The following is a 14,520-nucleotide window of genomic DNA, read 5'->3' as shown; positions in this document are numbered from 1 at the left end:
GTCCGACCGGAGACTCTCCGGATCCGGGGCACCTGAGGGGAAACCCGTCGGGTGCCCCGGAAGCCGTTTCCGGGGCACCCGAGGCGCCGTCCCGGCGCCGGGTGACGGGCTGGGGCTACAGGGCCTTGGCCGCCGGTTTGACCATGCCCCGGACGGTCCGCGACTTCACGAACTCGCCCATGGCGGTCATCTCCCACTCACCGGAGAACTGCTTGATCAGCTTGGCCATCATCACGCCGGTCTGCGGCTCCGCGCCGGTCAGGTCGAAGCGGACCAGCTCCTCGTCGGTGGCCGCGTCGATCAGCCGGCAATAAGCCTTCGCGACCTCGCTGAACTTCTGCCCGGTGAACGAGTTGACCGTGAAGACCAGGCCGGTCGCCTCGGCGGGGATCCGGCCGAGGTCCACGACGATCACCTCGTCGTCGCCCGCGCCCTCGCCCGTGAGGTTGTCGCCGGAGTGCTTGATCGCGCCGTTCAGGATGGAGAGCTTGCCGAAGTAGCAGCTGTCCAGGTGCTTGCGGTCAGGGCCGTAGGCGATCACCGAGGCGTCGAGGTCGATGTCCTTGCCGCGGAACGCCGGCTCCCAGCCGAGGCCCATCTTGACCCGGGACAGCAGCGGCTTCCCGCCCTTGACCAGGGACACCGTCTGGTTCTTCTGGAGGCTGATCCGGCCCTTGTCCAGGTTGATCCTGCCGGAGGCCGCGGGCGCGGGCGGCGCGGACGGTGCCGCGGGTACCGGGGGAGCGATCCGGGGGTCCAGGGGAGCGGCCGTCGGCGGTGCCGGGGGCGCCGCCACCGGGGCCGGCGGCGCCGCGGCCGCGGGCTCCTCCACCGTGACGCCGAAGTCCGTCGCGATGCCGGCCAGGCCGTTCGCATACCCCTGGCCGACCGCGCGGGCCTTCCAGGCGCCGTTGCGCAGGTAGACCTCGATGACCACCAGCGCCGTCTCGTCGCCCAGCTGCGGCGGGGTGAAGGTGGCGATCACACTGCCGTCGTCGGCGTTGCGCACGGTGGCCGTGGGCTCCACGCCCCGGAAGGTCTGGCCCGCCGCGTCGGGGCTCGCCGTCACGACGATCTTCTCGATGCCCGGGGGGACCGCCGTGGTGTCCACCACGATCGCGTCCGGTGCCGAACCCCCGCCGGAGCGGTAGGTCACACCGGGGCCCGAGGGCTGGTTGTAGAAGATGAAGTCGTCGTCGGAGCGCACCTTGCCGTCGGCGGTGAGCAGCAGGCCCGAGACGTCGAGCCGCGCGGGGGCGGCGACGTCCACCGCCACGCGGACGGCGGAGAGAGGGATGTTCGAGCCGGGGGTCATTGCGGTCATGACCGAGGTAACGAACGACCCGGCTTTGCCGTTCCCTTACCTTCGGCCGTTTGCTCCGTACGGCTCAGCGGCCGCCGCGGGCACGGTTGCGCGGGTGGTCGCGGGCGGTGCGTTCGTTGCCGTGCCTGTACGCGCCCGTCCAGCGCGCCATGACCAGCTGGGCGTCCCCCGAGGCCACTTCGGCCAGGAACTTCTCCGCCCGGGCGCCCCGCAGGGTGCCTGCGGCACGTCCGTGGTGGGTGATGGTGACGCTCGCGTCGCCGTGCTGCTCGTACTGGAATCCGGAGGGTTTCGGCATGGCCGTATGGTGCCCGCCCGGGCCGCGGCCCGTCGCGTCGTTTTACGAGCCCCGGTGGCGCCCCCGCCCGCCCGCGTCGGACGGGCGGGGCGGGGAGCCTGTCGGTCCCCGCCCCGCGCTTCTGCCTCCCTGGTCCACTGCCAGTGGGAGTTGCCGCTGGTGTCCACGGCGTCGAGCCAGAAGCAGCGCTCCGCACTGTCGGGAGCCGCCGGGTGCACGTAGTGCGTGGTCGACTTGTCCACATAGGTGATCGGGTTGTACGTCCGCGCGTCCGGAGGTGCGGCGTGGCCCGGCGCTTTTGCCGCACCCACCGGGAACGCGGCTCAATGGGGCCAGAGCGGAGGATTCGTCACGAAGTGGCCGCCGACGCGGGCGTGCTCGGGGTTGTCCGGGTCCAGCTCGCCGTGCTCGGCGACGAGCCCGGCGGCGTACTGCTCGGAGTCGTCCTGCGGCTCGTAGCCGAGGGCGCGGGCCGTCGACAGGTCCCACCACAGGCGGGTGTTGGCCGACGAGCCGTAGACCACGGTGTGCCCCACGTCCTCGGCGGTCAGAGCGGCGTGGAAGAGGCGCGCCCCGTCGCCCGGGCTCATCCACACCGACAGCATCCGCACCGAGGTCGGTTCCATGAAGCAGGAGCCGATGCGCACCGACACGGTCTCCACGCCGTGCTTGTCCCAGTAGAACTGGGCGAGGTCCTCGCCGAAGGACTTCGAGAGGCCGTAGAACGTGTCGGGGCGGCGCGGGGTCCCGACGGGGATCAGCGGGTCCCCCGGGGCCGGGCGCGGGGTGTATCCGACGGCGTGGTTGGACGAGGCGAACACGATGCGCCGGACGCCCTCCTCGCGCGCCGCCTCGTAGAGGTTGTAGGTCCCCTCGATGTTCGCGTGCAGAATCCTGTCGAACGACGCTTCGAGGGAGATGCCCGCCAGATGGATGACCGCGTCGACACCCCGCACGGCCTCCCGGAGCGCGTCCCTGTCGCCGAGATCGGCGGTGACGGCGCCGGGTTCGCCCTCGATCGGCGTGAGGTCGAAGAGCCGGAGGTCGTAGCCGTATGCGGGGAGCAGCCCGCGCATCAGGGTGCCGAGGCCGCCTGCGGCGCCGGTGAGCAGGACGGTGCGGGGAGCTGGCATACGGGCATCTCCTCGGTGCGGGCGCGGTGCGCGCGGGCGGACGGGGCGCGGGCCTGTGCCGCCCGGTGTGCGGGCAACGGGGTGCGCCGTGGCGCGCGGGCATGAGGCAACTGCCCGAGAGTGTCCGGTCCATGGACGGCATTCACATGCGTGGACACGCTAGGAAGTCGTGGGCGATCGCGTCAAGTGTCGCGCCGACTCCACTGCTCAGCCCCGGGGTTGGGTGTTCTCGTCTTGACCCGCGCCGAGCGGCTGGCTTAGCGTGGCAGTGTTCAGAAATATGTACGTCGATCATAATTGTGCACGCCTGAATCTGCTCAGGGAGCGCCCGTGACCTCAGCCCCCCTCGCCGCCCGGCTCACCGACGCCGCCGGGCCGCTCTTCTTCCCCGTCACCGCATACGGACCGGACGGCTCCGTCGACCTCGACGTGTTCCGTGCCCACGTGCGCCGGGGTGTCGACGCCGGTGCGGCGGCCGTCTTCGCCTGCTGCGGCACGGGCGAGTTCCACGCGCTGACCCCCGAGGAGTTCCGGCTCGTCGTCGCGGCGGCCGTGGAGGAGACCGCCGGACGGGTGCCCGTCGTCGCGGGGGCCGGCTACGGGACGGCGCTCGCCGTCCGCTACGCGCGCCTCGCCGAGGAGGCCGGCGCCGACGGACTCCTCGCCATGCCCCCCTACCTCGTCGTCGCCGGTCAGGAGGGGCTGCTGGCGCACTACGCCGCGCTCGCGGCCGCCACCTCCCTGGAGACGATCGTCTACCAGCGGGACAACGCGGTCTTCACCCCGGAGACCGTCGTCGCCCTGGCCGGGACCCCCGGGATCATCGGCCTCAAGGACGGGCACGGCGACCTCGACCTCATGCAGCGCATCGTCAGCGCCGTACGCACGGAGCTGCCGGGCGAGGCCTTCCTCTACTTCAACGGGCTGCCCACCGCCGAACTGACCGGCCTCGCCTACCGGGGCATCGGCGTCACCCTCTACTCCTCCGCCGTCTTCGCCTTCGCCCCCGACATCGCCCTCGCCTTCTACCGGGCGCTGGAGTCCGGGGACGACGACCTGGCCGGCGCGCTGCTCGACCACTTCTACCGGCCGCTGGTCGAACTGCGCGCCAAGGGCCACGGTTACGCGGTGTCCCTCGTGAAGGCGGGGGTCCGGCTGGAGGGCCTGGACGCCGGGCCCGTCCGCACCCCGCTCACCGAACCCCCGGCCGCGCACGTCGAGGAGCTGGGCGCGATCATCGCGAACGGCCGTGCCCTGTTGGAGAAGTACGTCGCGAGGGAGGCGAGGTGAGGGCCTCCGCCTTCGTGTACCCCTGGGACGTCGTCGGGGACCCCGGCGCCGCCCACCGGCTGGCCGCGCTCGGGGTCGAGCAGGTGACACTCGCCTCCGCCTACCACTCCACCCGGGCCCTGACGCCGCGGCACCCCGGCCGGAGGATCGTCACGGCCGAGCACGCGGCGGTGCTCTACCCGCCCGACGCGGCGCGCTGGGCGGGACGCGGGCTGCGCCCGTTCCCGCAGTCGTGGGTGCCGGGGGACGACCCGTACGCCGAGGCGGCCGAAGCCCTGGCCGACGCCGGGCTGCGGGTCCACTCCTGGGTGGTCCTCGCCCACAACTCGCGACTGGGGGCCGAGCACCCCGGCACCTCGGTGGTCAACGCCTACGGGGACCGCTACCCCTGGGCCCCCTGCATCGCCCGGCCCGCCGTCCGCGACTACCTGGTGGAGCTGGCGGCCGAGGCCGCTGTCCGCCCCGGCACGTCGGGCACCGAACTCGAGTCCTGCGGCTGGTACGGCTTCGCGCACCTGCACGCGCACGACAAGACCGCCGGGGTCGGCCTCGGCGACGCCGCGCAGTACCTGATGTCCCTCTGCTTCTGCGACGACTGCCGGATCGGATACGGCTCCGCCGGAGTGGACGCCGCCGAGCTGCGCGCCGCCGTGCACCGGGCCATGGAACCCGTCTGGGCCGGCGCGGGCGACGGCGGGTCCGGCTGGGCGGCGGTCGGGGAACTGCTCGGCCCCGCCCTCGCCGACGCCACGCTCCGGTGGCGCGGCCGGGTCGCCCGCGGCCTCCAGGAGGCCGCCGTCCGGGCGGTGCGGGACGCCGCCCCCGGGCCGGGCTTCCAGGTCCTGCTGCACGCCGACCCGGCGCCGTACCGCACCGGCGCCAACGTCGGCGTGGAACCCTCGCACATCCTGGCCGCGGCGGACGGTGTCGTGCTGCCCTGCGCCGGAGGCGACGCGGCCCGCGAAGCGGTCCTCGGACCCTTCAAGGGGATGGCGGGCGTGCTGGCCGCGAACTTCAACGTGGTCACGGGCATGGGCGGCAGCCCCGGCACGCTGGCCGCCGACGCCGCCCACGCGGCCTCGCTCGGCGCGACCGAACTGCGCCTCTACCACGCGGGCCTCGCCTCCGGCCCGGACCTGGAGGCCGTGGCCGGGGCCCTGTCGGTGATCCGCGGCGGCTGATCCCCTTCCGGCACACCCACCCCAGGCGCAGGACCCGGCGAGCGGCCGGGTCCTGCGCCGCGCCGTTCTCCGGGCGGGCCCGGGAGATCCGGGAACCCGCCCGCACAGGTCCTCGCGCAACTTCTTCTGTCAGAAGCGTTGACGAAACATGCGCACCGCTCTAGCTTCATCGCGTCGTACTTCGTACGTCATATATGAGACGCGATACGCGAGATGTGAGAGCTTCCTGCCCATGACCTTTGCGCCCGCCCCGATTCCGTCCAGGACCCAGTACGTGCTCGAGGCGATCAAGCACGCGATCCTCACCGCGCAGCTGAGCCCGGGACAGGCGCTCGTGGAGACCGAACTCGCCGCCCAGTTCGGGGTGTCGAAGACTCCCGTGCGCGAGGCCCTCAAGACGCTCGCCGGCACCGGGCTCGTCGTCATGAGCCAGTACAAGGGTGCCACCGTGCGGCTCGTGGACGCGGCCATGGCCCGCGAGGTCTACGACGTACGCCTGCTGCTGGAGCCCGAGGCGCTGCGCCGCACGGTGCTTCGCAAGGCCTCGCTGGAGGCCGCCCAGGAGGCGCTGGAGCGGGCCGACTCGGCGATCGACAAGGCCGACAGGTCCCTGGCCAACCGGGACTTCCACCGGGCTCTGTACCTGCCCTGCGGCAACCCGCTGCTCGGCCGGATGCTCGACGAGATCCGTGACCAGGCCGCCCTGGTGTCGACCGTGGCCTGGTCGGCCGTCCCGTCCTGGGAGCGGGAGGCGGCCGAGCACCGGGAGATCCTCCGGCTCGCCCTCGCCGACGACGCGCCGGCCGCGGCCGGCGCACTGCACGACCACATCGCATCGTTCGTGCGCCGCGCCTTCCCCGACGACGAGGACGGGGGCGACGCGGCGTGAACCACCCGCTGGACCAGACACACCAGCACCTCGACGAAAGGCCGGTCCGCATGGACTTCTCCCCGCTGAAGGCGGCCCTCGCAGACGTCGTTGCGATCCCGGTGACCCCGTTCGCCGAGGACGGGACCATCGACGTCCCGGCGCACCGCGCGCTGCTGAGACGGCTCCTCGACGGCGGCGTCCGCATCGTCACCCCGAACGGCAACACCGGTGAGTTCTACGCGCTCACCCCCGACGAGCGGCGCGCCGTCACCGAGCTCACCGCCGAGGAGGCGAGGGGGCGCGCCACCGTCCTGGCGGGCGTCGGCCACGACGTGCCCACGGCCGTCGCCGCCGCCCGGCACGCCCGGGACACCGGGGCGGAGATGGTCATGGTGCACCAGCCGGTGCACCCGTACATCTCGCAGGACGGCTGGGTCGACTACCACCGGGCCGTCGCGGAGGCCGTGCCGGAGCTCGGGGTCGTGCCGTACATCCGCAACCCGCTGCTCGCCGGTGAACGGCTCGCCGAGCTCGCCGAGAGCTGCCCCAACGTCATCGGCGTCAAGTACGCCGTCCCCGACGCCGCCCGGTTCGGCGCCTTCGCGCGGGACGCCGGTCTGGAACGGTTCGTCTGGATCGCCGGGCTCGCCGAGCTGTACGCACCCTCCTACTTCGCCACCGGCGCGACCGGGTTCACCTCCGGACTCGTCAACGTCGCGCCCGGCGTCTCGCTGGCGATGCTGGAGGCGCTGCGCGCGGGCGACTACCTCGCGGCCATGAAGGTGTGGGAACAGATCCGCCGCTTCGAGGACCTGCGCGCCGACCGGCAGTCCGCCGACAACGTGACCGTCGTGAAGGAGGCCCTGGCGTCGCTCGGGCTCTGCCGCCGCGACGTCCGCGCCCCGAGCCGGGTCCTGCCCGAAGACCGGCGCGCCGAGGTCGCCGGTCTGGCCGCCGGGTGGTCGATATGACCGGCACCGGCGCCCGGGAGAGCAGGATCGCCCCCGAGGCGCTGCGCAGCCACCAGTGGTACGGCACGGACGGGCTGCGCTCGTTCAGTCATCGCGCCCGCACCCGGCAGCTCGGCTACCTCCCCGAGGAGCACCTGGGCAAGCCGGTCATCGCGATCCTGAACACCTGGTCCGACATCAACCCCTGCCACGTGCACCTGCGCGAGCGCGCCCAGGCGGTGAAGCGCGGCGTCTGGCAGGCGGGCGGTTTCCCCCTGGAGTTCCCGGTCTCCACACTCTCGGAGACCTTCCAGAAGCCCACCCCGATGCTCTACCGCAACATGCTGGCGATGGAGACGGAGGAGCTGCTGCGCTCCTACCCCGTCGACGGGGCCGTGCTCCTGGGCGGCTGCGACAAGTCCACCCCGGCGCTGCTCATGGGCGCCGCGTCCGTCGACCTGCCGACCGTGTTCGTGCCCGCCGGGCCGATGCTGCCGGGCCACTGGCGCAACGCGGTCCTCGGCTCCGGCACGGACATGTGGAAGTACTGGGACGACAAGCGGGCCGGGCTCATCGGCGACTGCGAGATGGCCGAACTGGAGAGCGGGCTCGCCCGGTCGCCCGGCCACTGCATGACGATGGGCACCGCCTCGACCCTGACGGCCGCCGCCGAGGCACTCGGCGTCACGATGCCGGGTGCCTCGTCCATCCCGGCCGTGGACTCCGGTCACGACCGGATGGCCGCGCACTCCGGCCTCCGGATCGTCGAACTGGTGTGGCAGCAGCTCACGTTGTCGAAGATCCTGACGGCGGAGGCCTACGAGGACGCCGTCGCCACGGTCCTGGCACTCGGCGGCTCCACCAACGCCGTCATCCACCTGATCGCGATGGCCGGCCGTTCCGGGGTGAAGCTCACCCTGGACGACTTCGACCGCATCGCCCGCACCGTCCCCGTCCTCGCGAACCTCCGCCCCGGCGGGAAATACCTGATGGAGGACTTCCACTTCGCCGGGGGACTGCCCGGATTCCTGGCGCGGCTCACCGACGTGCTCCACCTGGACCGCCCCACCGTCGCCCACGCCACCCTGCGCGAACAGCTCGACGGGGCGCTCGTCCACAACGCCGACGTCATCCGGGAGCGCGGCAACCCGCTGGCGCAGGAGGGCGGAGTCGCGGTCCTGCGCGGCAACCTCTGCCCGGACGGCGCCGTCATCAAGCACATCGCCGCCGAACCGCACCTGCTGCGCCACACCGGCCCCGCGGTCGTCTTCGACGACTACCGGGAGATGCAGCGCACCATCAACGACCCGGCCCTGGCGCTCACCCCCGACCACGTGCTGGTGCTCCGCAACGCCGGGCCGAAGGGCGGCCCCGGCATGCCCGAGTACGGCATGCTGCCGATCCCGGACTACCTGCTGAAGCAAGGGGTCCGGGACATGGTGCGGCTCTCCGACGCCCGCATGAGCGGCACCAGTTACGGGGCCTGCGTCCTGCACATCGCGCCCGAGTCCTTCGTCGGCGGACCGCTCGCCCTGGTCCGCACCGGTGACCTCATCACCCTGGACGTCGAGGCGCGGCTGCTCCACCTCGACGTGACCGACGAGGAGCTGGCGTCGCGCAGGTCCGGATGGACCGAGCCGCCCGCGCGGTACGGGCGCGGTTACGGGGCGCTCTACCAGGACCAGATCACCCAGGCCGACACCGGCTGCGACTTCGCGTTCCTGGCCCGGCAGGGAGACGTGCCCGACCCGTACGCCGGCTGAGACAGGCCGCAGAGAATTCCGCGCACCGCCTCGTCCGGGATACCGAACGGCATGCGGTAAGCGCTTGCACCATGCACCGAACGTACGGCACATCCAGCACTTCCCACAGATCGGAGACGTGTCATGGCCCAAGTCGCAGCCGTGGCCACACCGCCCCCCGAGGCGAAAGGGCCCAAGCGCCGTCCGGCGAGCCCGCGCCGCCTGCCGTACCTGCTGATCGCGCCCGCGGGCCTGCTCATGCTGGGCTTCATCGCCTACCCGGTGATCAGCGTCTTCTACTACAGCCTGCAGAACTACAACGTCACCAAGCCGTGGCGGAACGGCTTCGCGGGCTTCGACAACTTCACCCGGATCTTCACCGAGGACGACCAGTTCTGGCCGACGCTCGGGTTCAGCGCCCAGTGGGTCGTCACCCAGGTCACCCTGCAGCTCGCCCTCGGCCTCGCGCTCGCCCTGATCGTCAACCAGAGCTTCATCGGGCGCGGCGTCTCCCGCGCGATGGTCTTCTCGCCCTGGGCCGTGTCCGGTGTGCTGACGAGCACCATCTGGATCCTGCTCTACAACTCCTCGACGGGCTTCAGCCGCTACCTCGCGGACGCCGGGATAGGCGAGTACGGCACCTCAGTGCTCTCCGACACCGGCACCGTCTTCTGGGCGGCCACGGTCTCCGAACTCTGGCGCGGAGTGCCCTTCTTCGCCATCCTCATCCTCGCCGACCTGCAGTCCGTCTCCAAGGAGCTGTACGAGGCGGCGTCCGTCGACGGCGCGGGCCGGATGCGGCAGTTCTTCCACATCACGCTTCCCCACCTGCGCGACGCGATCATCCTCGCCACCCTGCTGCGCGGCGTCTGGGAGTTCAACAACGTCGACCTCCTCTACACCCTCACCGGCGGCGGACCCGCGGGCGAGACCACCACCCTGCCGCTCTACGTCGCCAACACCGGCATCGAGGGCCACGACTTCGGATACGCCTCCGCGCTGACCACCGTCGCCTTCGTGATCCTCCTCTTCTGCTCGATCGTCTATCTGCGCCTGAGCAAGTTCGGAGGCGACCACAAGTGACTGCCGCACTCGCGGAGAAGAACCGCACCCGCACCCCCGGACCGGCCGCCGGGGACGACACCCCGCCGCCCTCCGCCAATCGCCGCACCGGGCGCGAGCGCGCCTTCGACGACGTACCGCGCTGGCAGATCTACCTGCCGCTCGGCGTCTACCTGCTCTTCACGCTCGTCCCGTTCTACTGGATGTTCCTCTTCGCCGTACGGCCCGCCGGCTCCACCTCGCTGGTGCCCTGGCCGATGACGGGGGCCCACTTCTCCAAGGTCTGGAACGAGCGCAGCTTCGCCCTCTTCTTCCAGAACAGCATGATCGTCGGCGTCGCGACCCTGATCGCCACGACCCTGGTCGCGCTGGCCGGCGGCTACGCCCTGGCCCGGTTCGACTTCAGGATCAAGGGCGCCTTCATGCTGGCCCTGCTCTGTTCGCAGTTCATCCCGGGCGCCCTGATGCTCGTGCCGCTCTTCGAGATCTTCAAGAACCTCCGGATGATCAACTCTCTCGGGAGCGTGGTCATCGCGGAGACCGTCTTCCAGCTCCCCCTCTCGATCATCCTGATCAGCGGATTCATCAAGAACGTGCCGGTCTCGCTGGAGGAGGCCGCCTGGGTCGACGGCTGCTCGCGCTTCAAGGCGTTCCGCGCGGTCGTCCTGCCGCTGCTGCGCCCCGGTCTCATCGCCGTCGGCTCGTTCGCCTTCGTCCACAGCTGGAACCACTTCCTGTTCGCCCTGATGTTCCTCAGCGAGCAGGACAAGCAGACGATCCCGGTCGGCCTCAACACCCTGATCGGCGCCGACAGCGTCGACCTGGGCGCGCTGGCCGCGGGCGGTGTCATCGCGGCGGTGCCCGTGGTGATCGTCTTCGCCTTCATCCAGAAGTGGCTCATCACCGGATTCAGCGCCGGCGCCGTGAAGGGATGACGGACATGACCTCGAAGCCGCACCGGAGCGGGGAGGGCGGACGATGAGCCCGACGACACCGCTCCCCGTCGTCCTGGCCGGAGCCCGCGGCCACGGCCGCTGGCACCTCGCCAACATCCGCAGGCTCCAGCACCAGGGCATCGTCAGACTGGCCGGGATCTGCGAACTGAACCCGCTGACCGGCGGCGAACTCGACGCGTTCGCGGGCGAGATGCCCGAGCAGTCCACCGACTTCGGGGCGCTCCTGGACTCCACCGGGGCCGCCGCCGCCGTCATCTGCACCCCCATCCCCACGCACACCGCGCTGGCCCTGACCGCCGCGGGCCGGGGCGTACACCTCCTCCTGGAGAAGCCGCCCGCCGCGACCTGGGCCGACTACGCGCGCATGGCCGCAGGCGTGCGCGAGGCCGGAATCGCCTGCCAGGTGGGCTTCCAGTCCCTCGGCTCGCACGCCGTGCCCGCCGTCAAGGAGCTCGTACGGTCCGGGGCGATCGGCACCGTCCGCGGCGTCGGCGCCGCCGGCGCCTGGGTGCGCGACGACGCCTACTTCCGGCGGGCCCCCTGGGCCGGGCGCCGCAGGATGGGCGGCACCGACGTCGTCGACGGGGTGCTCACCAACCCGCTCGCGCACGCCGTCGCCACCGCGCTCGAACTCGCGGGCGCAGGTGCCGCCGAGGACGTGGCGTCCATCGAGACCGAGCTGTTCCGGGCCCATGACATCGAGTCCGACGACACCAGCTGCGTCCGCGTCGCCACGGCCGCGGGGCTGCCGGTGACCGTCGCGGTCACCCTCTGCGCCGAGGAGGCCGGGGAACCGTACGTCATCGTCCACGGCGACCGGGGCCGCGTCACCTTCTGGTACAAGCAGGACCGGGTCCTCGTGCAGCGCGCCGGACACGGCCCCGAGGAGGCCGTGCACGGGCGGACCGACCTCCTGGAGAACCTGGTCGACCACCTCCTGCGGGACACCCCCCTGCTTGTGCCCCCCGAACGCACCGGCGCGTTCATGCGGGTCCTCGAAGCCGTGCGCACCGCCCCCGAGCCGGTCGCCCTGCCCTCCGGCGCCTGGCGCACCGAGCCCTCCGGCACGGGCGACGGCGTACGGCGCATCGTGCGCGGCATCGACCGGACGGTCGCCGCAGCGGCCGACACCCTCAGCCTCTTCTCCGAACTAGGCGCCCCCTGGGCGCGACCCAGCGAGGTGAGCACTTCATGACCACCGCACTGCTCCAGTGCGCCGGACGCACCGTGGGCCGTTACGGTTACGGGCCGGGAGCGGACAGCCGCCCGTACCTCCACCCCGTCACCACCCTCGCCGGGACCCCCGTCACCGAGGTGCGCCCGGCCGACCACGTCCACCACCTCGGCGCGTCCGTCGCCGTCCCCGACGTCGCCGGTCACAACTTCTGGGGCGGGCGCACCTTCGTCAGGGACCGGGGCCCGACCGAGCTCGACAACCACGGGGCGCAGCGCCACCTCGGGTGGAAGCTGCGCGACCCGGACGGCTTCGTGGAGGAACTCAGCTGGGAGGCCGACGGCGCCGAACTCCTGCGTGAGCACCGCACCGTCGCCGTGAGCGCACTCTCCGCCACCGCCTGGGCCCTGGACTTCTCCTTCTCGCTCACCAACCGGAGCGGCACCGACATCTCCCTCGGCAGCCCCGCGACCAACGGCCGCCCGGGTGCCGGATACGGCGGATTCTTCTGGCGCGCCCCCAAGGAGGCCGAGCCGCCGGCCGTGTTCAGCGCAACCCACGAGGGCGAGGAGGCGGTGCACGGCAGGACCGCCGACTGGCTGGCCCTCGCGGGGGACGGCTGGACGCTCGTCTTCGCGGGGGTGACCGAGGAGACCCGCCGCGACCCGTGGTTCGTGCGCACCGCCCAGTACCCAGGGGTCGGCTCCTCCCTCGCCGCCCACCACCGCCTCCAGGTCCCCGCCGGAGCCACCGTCGTACGCCGGGTCGTCACCGTCGTCGCCGACGGCCGCCTCGACCGGGACGCCGCGGCCGCCCACGTGCGCAGGGCGGCGACGACCGCGTGAGCAGACCCTGGACGGCGGACCTCGGGAACGGCACCTACCGCAACCCGGTCCTGAACGCCGACTGGTCCGACCCGGACGTCGTGCGCGTCGGGGACGACTTCTACCTCACGGCGTCCAGCTTCGGCCGCGTCCCCGGGCTGCCCCTGCTCCGCTCCCGCGACCTGGTCAACTGGAGCCTCGTCGGGCACGCCTTGGAACGGCTCGAACCCGAGGCCGACTTCGCGGTGCCCCGCCACGACCGCGGGGTGTGGGCACCCTCGCTGCGCCACCACGCCGGCCGCTTCTGGATCTTCTGGGGAGACCCCGACCACGGCATCCAGCAGATCAACGCCGAGGACGTCCGCGGCCCGTGGAGCACCCCGCACCTCCTGAAGGCGGGCCGCGGGCTGATCGACGCCTGCCCGCTGTGGGACGAGGAGACCGGCGAGGCCTATCTGGTCCACGCCTGGGCCAAGTCCCGGTCCGGTGTCAAGAACCGGCTCACCGGTCACCGGATGAGCCCGGACGGCCGCGAACTCCTCGATGAGGGCACCACCCTGGTCGACGCCGACACGATCCCTGGCTGGTTCACCCTGGAGGGTCCCAAGCTCCACCGGCACGACGGCTGGTTCTGGATCCTCGCTCCCGCCGGGGGAGTGGAGACCGGCTGGCAGGGCGCCTTCCGCAGCCGCTCGTTCACCGGCCCGTACGAGGAACGGGTCGTCCTCGCGCAGGGAGACACCGAGACCAACGGGCCGCACCAGGGAGGCTGGGTCAGGACCGCCGGGGGCGAGGACTGGTTCCTGCACTTCCAGTCCCGCGGCGCGTACGGCCGCGTCGTCCACCTCCAGCCCATGCGCTGGGACGGGGAGGGCTGGCCGGTCATCGGCCGCGACGGCGAACCCGTGCGCACCCACCCCCGGCCCGAGGCCCCGGAACAGCCGGTCGAGGCCCCGGCGTCGAGCGACGACTTCCCCGGCGGGCGCTACGGCCGCCAGTGGCAGTGGACCGCCAACCCCCGCCCCGGCTGGACGGTCGGCCACTCCGGCGACGGGCTGCGTCTCAGCTGCGTGCGGACCGCGTACGCGCACGATCTGCGGGCCCTGCCCAACGTCCTGGTGCAACGCCTGCCCGCCGAGGAGTTCACCGTCACGACGGGCATCACCCTGAACACCCGCGAGCCGGGCGCCAAGGCCGGACTCGCCGTGCTCGGGGACGCCTTCTCCTGGATCGGCCTGGAGGCGGGGCCGGACGGGACACCGCGGCTCGTGCACCGCTACGCCGAATCCGTCGCCGAGCACGAACGGGACGCCGAGTACTCCCGCCCCGCGCCCGGCGCCACCGTCCAGGTCCGCATCGAGGTGTCCCGGGGCGCGCGCTGCCGCTTCTTCGCAGACACCCGCGACGGCTCCGGATTCCGGCCGTCCGGCCAGGTCTTCGCCGCCACGCCGTGGCGCTGGGTCGGCGCGCTGCTGGGGCTCTTCGCCACGGCACCGGCCGGCACGGGGCCGTCCGGGACGGCCGGCTTCACCGCGTTCCGCACCACCGGAGGACCGCGCACCACCGGAGGACCGCGTACCACCGGAGGACCGCGTACCACCGAAGGGCCTCGCACCACTGGAAGACCTCGCACCTCCTGACCCGCACCGCCGTAGAGGAGCCGCAATGACGCATCTCCGTACCGAGCGCACCGGAGCGAGAACACCGATCGCGGC

Annotated in this window: 13 protein-coding genes; 10 read left to right on the top strand and 3 right to left on the bottom strand. The window is 72.3% G+C overall.

Features of this window, described 5'->3' with window-relative positions:
- Nucleotides 1-115: 115 nt before the first annotated feature.
- From ACFYY2_RS21730 to ACFYY2_RS21720, 3 genes are all read right to left on the bottom strand, one after another.
- The gene (locus tag ACFYY2_RS21730) at nucleotides 116-1,324 is read right to left on the bottom strand and encodes a TerD family protein (RefSeq protein WP_388745287.1); all 1,209 of its coding nucleotides are present in this window, start codon (nucleotides 1,322-1,324) and stop codon (nucleotides 116-118) included.
- Nucleotides 1,325-1,388: 64 nt separating this feature from the next.
- Complete coding sequence (locus ACFYY2_RS21725) at nucleotides 1,389-1,622, bottom strand: hypothetical protein (protein WP_388745285.1); 234 nt, start codon at nucleotides 1,620-1,622, stop codon at nucleotides 1,389-1,391.
- 323 nt (nucleotides 1,623-1,945) lie between these two features.
- Nucleotides 1,946-2,755 carry an NAD-dependent epimerase/dehydratase family protein gene (locus ACFYY2_RS21720; protein WP_388745283.1) on the bottom strand — a complete coding sequence of 270 codons (810 nt, stop codon included), beginning with the start codon at nucleotides 2,753-2,755 and terminating at the stop codon, nucleotides 1,946-1,948.
- A 330-nt stretch (nucleotides 2,756-3,085) separates the two neighbouring features.
- Here ACFYY2_RS21720 and ACFYY2_RS21715 point away from each other — a divergent pair, with 330 nt between their 5' ends.
- The 10 genes from ACFYY2_RS21715 to ACFYY2_RS21670 all read left to right on the top strand — a co-directional run bounded on the left by ACFYY2_RS21715 (nucleotide 3,086) and on the right by ACFYY2_RS21670 (nucleotide 14,445).
- On the top strand, nucleotides 3,086-4,045 hold the full coding sequence (locus tag ACFYY2_RS21715) for a 5-dehydro-4-deoxyglucarate dehydratase (RefSeq protein ID WP_388745281.1): 960 nt from the start codon (nucleotides 3,086-3,088) through the stop codon (nucleotides 4,043-4,045).
- On the top strand, nucleotides 4,042-5,226 hold the full coding sequence (locus tag ACFYY2_RS21710) for a hypothetical protein (RefSeq protein WP_388745279.1): 1,185 nt from the start codon (nucleotides 4,042-4,044) through the stop codon (nucleotides 5,224-5,226). Before ACFYY2_RS21715 ends, ACFYY2_RS21710 begins: the two co-directional genes overlap by 4 nt.
- 232 nt (nucleotides 5,227-5,458) lie before the next feature.
- The gene (locus ACFYY2_RS21705; protein ID WP_388745277.1) at nucleotides 5,459-6,115 is read left to right on the top strand and encodes a GntR family transcriptional regulator; all 657 of its coding nucleotides are present in this window, start codon (nucleotides 5,459-5,461) and stop codon (nucleotides 6,113-6,115) included.
- Nucleotides 6,116-6,165: 50 nt separating this feature from the next.
- On the top strand, nucleotides 6,166-7,068 hold the full coding sequence (locus ACFYY2_RS21700; RefSeq protein ID WP_388745573.1) for a dihydrodipicolinate synthase family protein: 903 nt from the start codon (nucleotides 6,166-6,168) through the stop codon (nucleotides 7,066-7,068).
- Complete coding sequence (gene araD / locus ACFYY2_RS21695; protein WP_388745275.1) at nucleotides 7,065-8,810, top strand: L-arabinonate dehydratase; 1,746 nt, start codon at nucleotides 7,065-7,067, stop codon at nucleotides 8,808-8,810. Before ACFYY2_RS21700 ends, araD begins: the two co-directional genes overlap by 4 nt.
- A 123-nt stretch (nucleotides 8,811-8,933) precedes the next feature.
- Nucleotides 8,934-9,872 carry a carbohydrate ABC transporter permease gene (locus ACFYY2_RS21690; RefSeq protein ID WP_388745273.1) on the top strand — a complete coding sequence of 313 codons (939 nt, stop codon included), beginning with the start codon at nucleotides 8,934-8,936 and terminating at the stop codon, nucleotides 9,870-9,872.
- Complete coding sequence (locus ACFYY2_RS21685) at nucleotides 9,869-10,786, top strand: carbohydrate ABC transporter permease (RefSeq protein WP_388745272.1); 918 nt, start codon at nucleotides 9,869-9,871, stop codon at nucleotides 10,784-10,786. Before ACFYY2_RS21690 ends, ACFYY2_RS21685 begins: the two co-directional genes overlap by 4 nt.
- A gap of 43 nt (nucleotides 10,787-10,829) precedes the next feature.
- Nucleotides 10,830-12,002 carry a Gfo/Idh/MocA family protein gene (locus tag ACFYY2_RS21680; protein WP_388745270.1) on the top strand — a complete coding sequence of 391 codons (1,173 nt, stop codon included), beginning with the start codon at nucleotides 10,830-10,832 and terminating at the stop codon, nucleotides 12,000-12,002.
- Complete coding sequence (locus ACFYY2_RS21675; protein ID WP_388745268.1) at nucleotides 11,999-12,826, top strand: PmoA family protein; 828 nt, start codon at nucleotides 11,999-12,001, stop codon at nucleotides 12,824-12,826. Before ACFYY2_RS21680 ends, ACFYY2_RS21675 begins: the two co-directional genes overlap by 4 nt.
- Entirely contained in the window at nucleotides 12,823-14,445 is a 1,623-nt protein-coding gene (locus ACFYY2_RS21670) for a glycoside hydrolase 43 family protein (RefSeq protein ID WP_388745266.1), read from the top strand. The genes ACFYY2_RS21675 and ACFYY2_RS21670 overlap by 4 nt, the downstream gene beginning before the upstream one ends.
- Nucleotides 14,446-14,520 lie beyond the last annotated feature (75 nt).

Source organism: Streptomyces sp. NPDC001822 (genome assembly GCF_042892135.1).
GTDB lineage: Bacteria > Actinomycetota > Actinomycetes > Streptomycetales > Streptomycetaceae > Streptomyces.
This window is presented reverse-complemented; position numbering and strand designations above follow the sequence as displayed.

Bases quoted from the DNA above. Each gene is read 5' to 3' on its own strand.
- ACFYY2_RS21675 (WP_388745268.1), top strand. From the start codon at position 11,999: ATGACCACCGCACTGCTCCAGTGCGCCGGACGCACCGTGGGCCGTTAC.
- ACFYY2_RS21720 (WP_388745283.1), bottom strand. From the start codon at position 2,755: ATGCCAGCTCCCCGCACCGTCCTGCTCACCGGCGCCGCAGGCGGCCTC.
- ACFYY2_RS21730 (WP_388745287.1), bottom strand. From the start codon at position 1,324: ATGACCGCAATGACCCCCGGCTCGAACATCCCTCTCTCCGCCGTCCGC.
- ACFYY2_RS21680 (WP_388745270.1), top strand. From the start codon at position 10,830: ATGAGCCCGACGACACCGCTCCCCGTCGTCCTGGCCGGAGCCCGCGGC.
- ACFYY2_RS21700 (WP_388745573.1), top strand. From the start codon at position 6,166: ATGGACTTCTCCCCGCTGAAGGCGGCCCTCGCAGACGTCGTTGCGATC.
- ACFYY2_RS21725 (WP_388745285.1), bottom strand. From the start codon at position 1,622: ATGCCGAAACCCTCCGGATTCCAGTACGAGCAGCACGGCGACGCGAGC.
- araD (WP_388745275.1), top strand. From the start codon at position 7,065: ATGACCGGCACCGGCGCCCGGGAGAGCAGGATCGCCCCCGAGGCGCTG.
- ACFYY2_RS21705 (WP_388745277.1), top strand. From the start codon at position 5,459: ATGACCTTTGCGCCCGCCCCGATTCCGTCCAGGACCCAGTACGTGCTC.
- ACFYY2_RS21690 (WP_388745273.1), top strand. From the start codon at position 8,934: ATGGCCCAAGTCGCAGCCGTGGCCACACCGCCCCCCGAGGCGAAAGGG.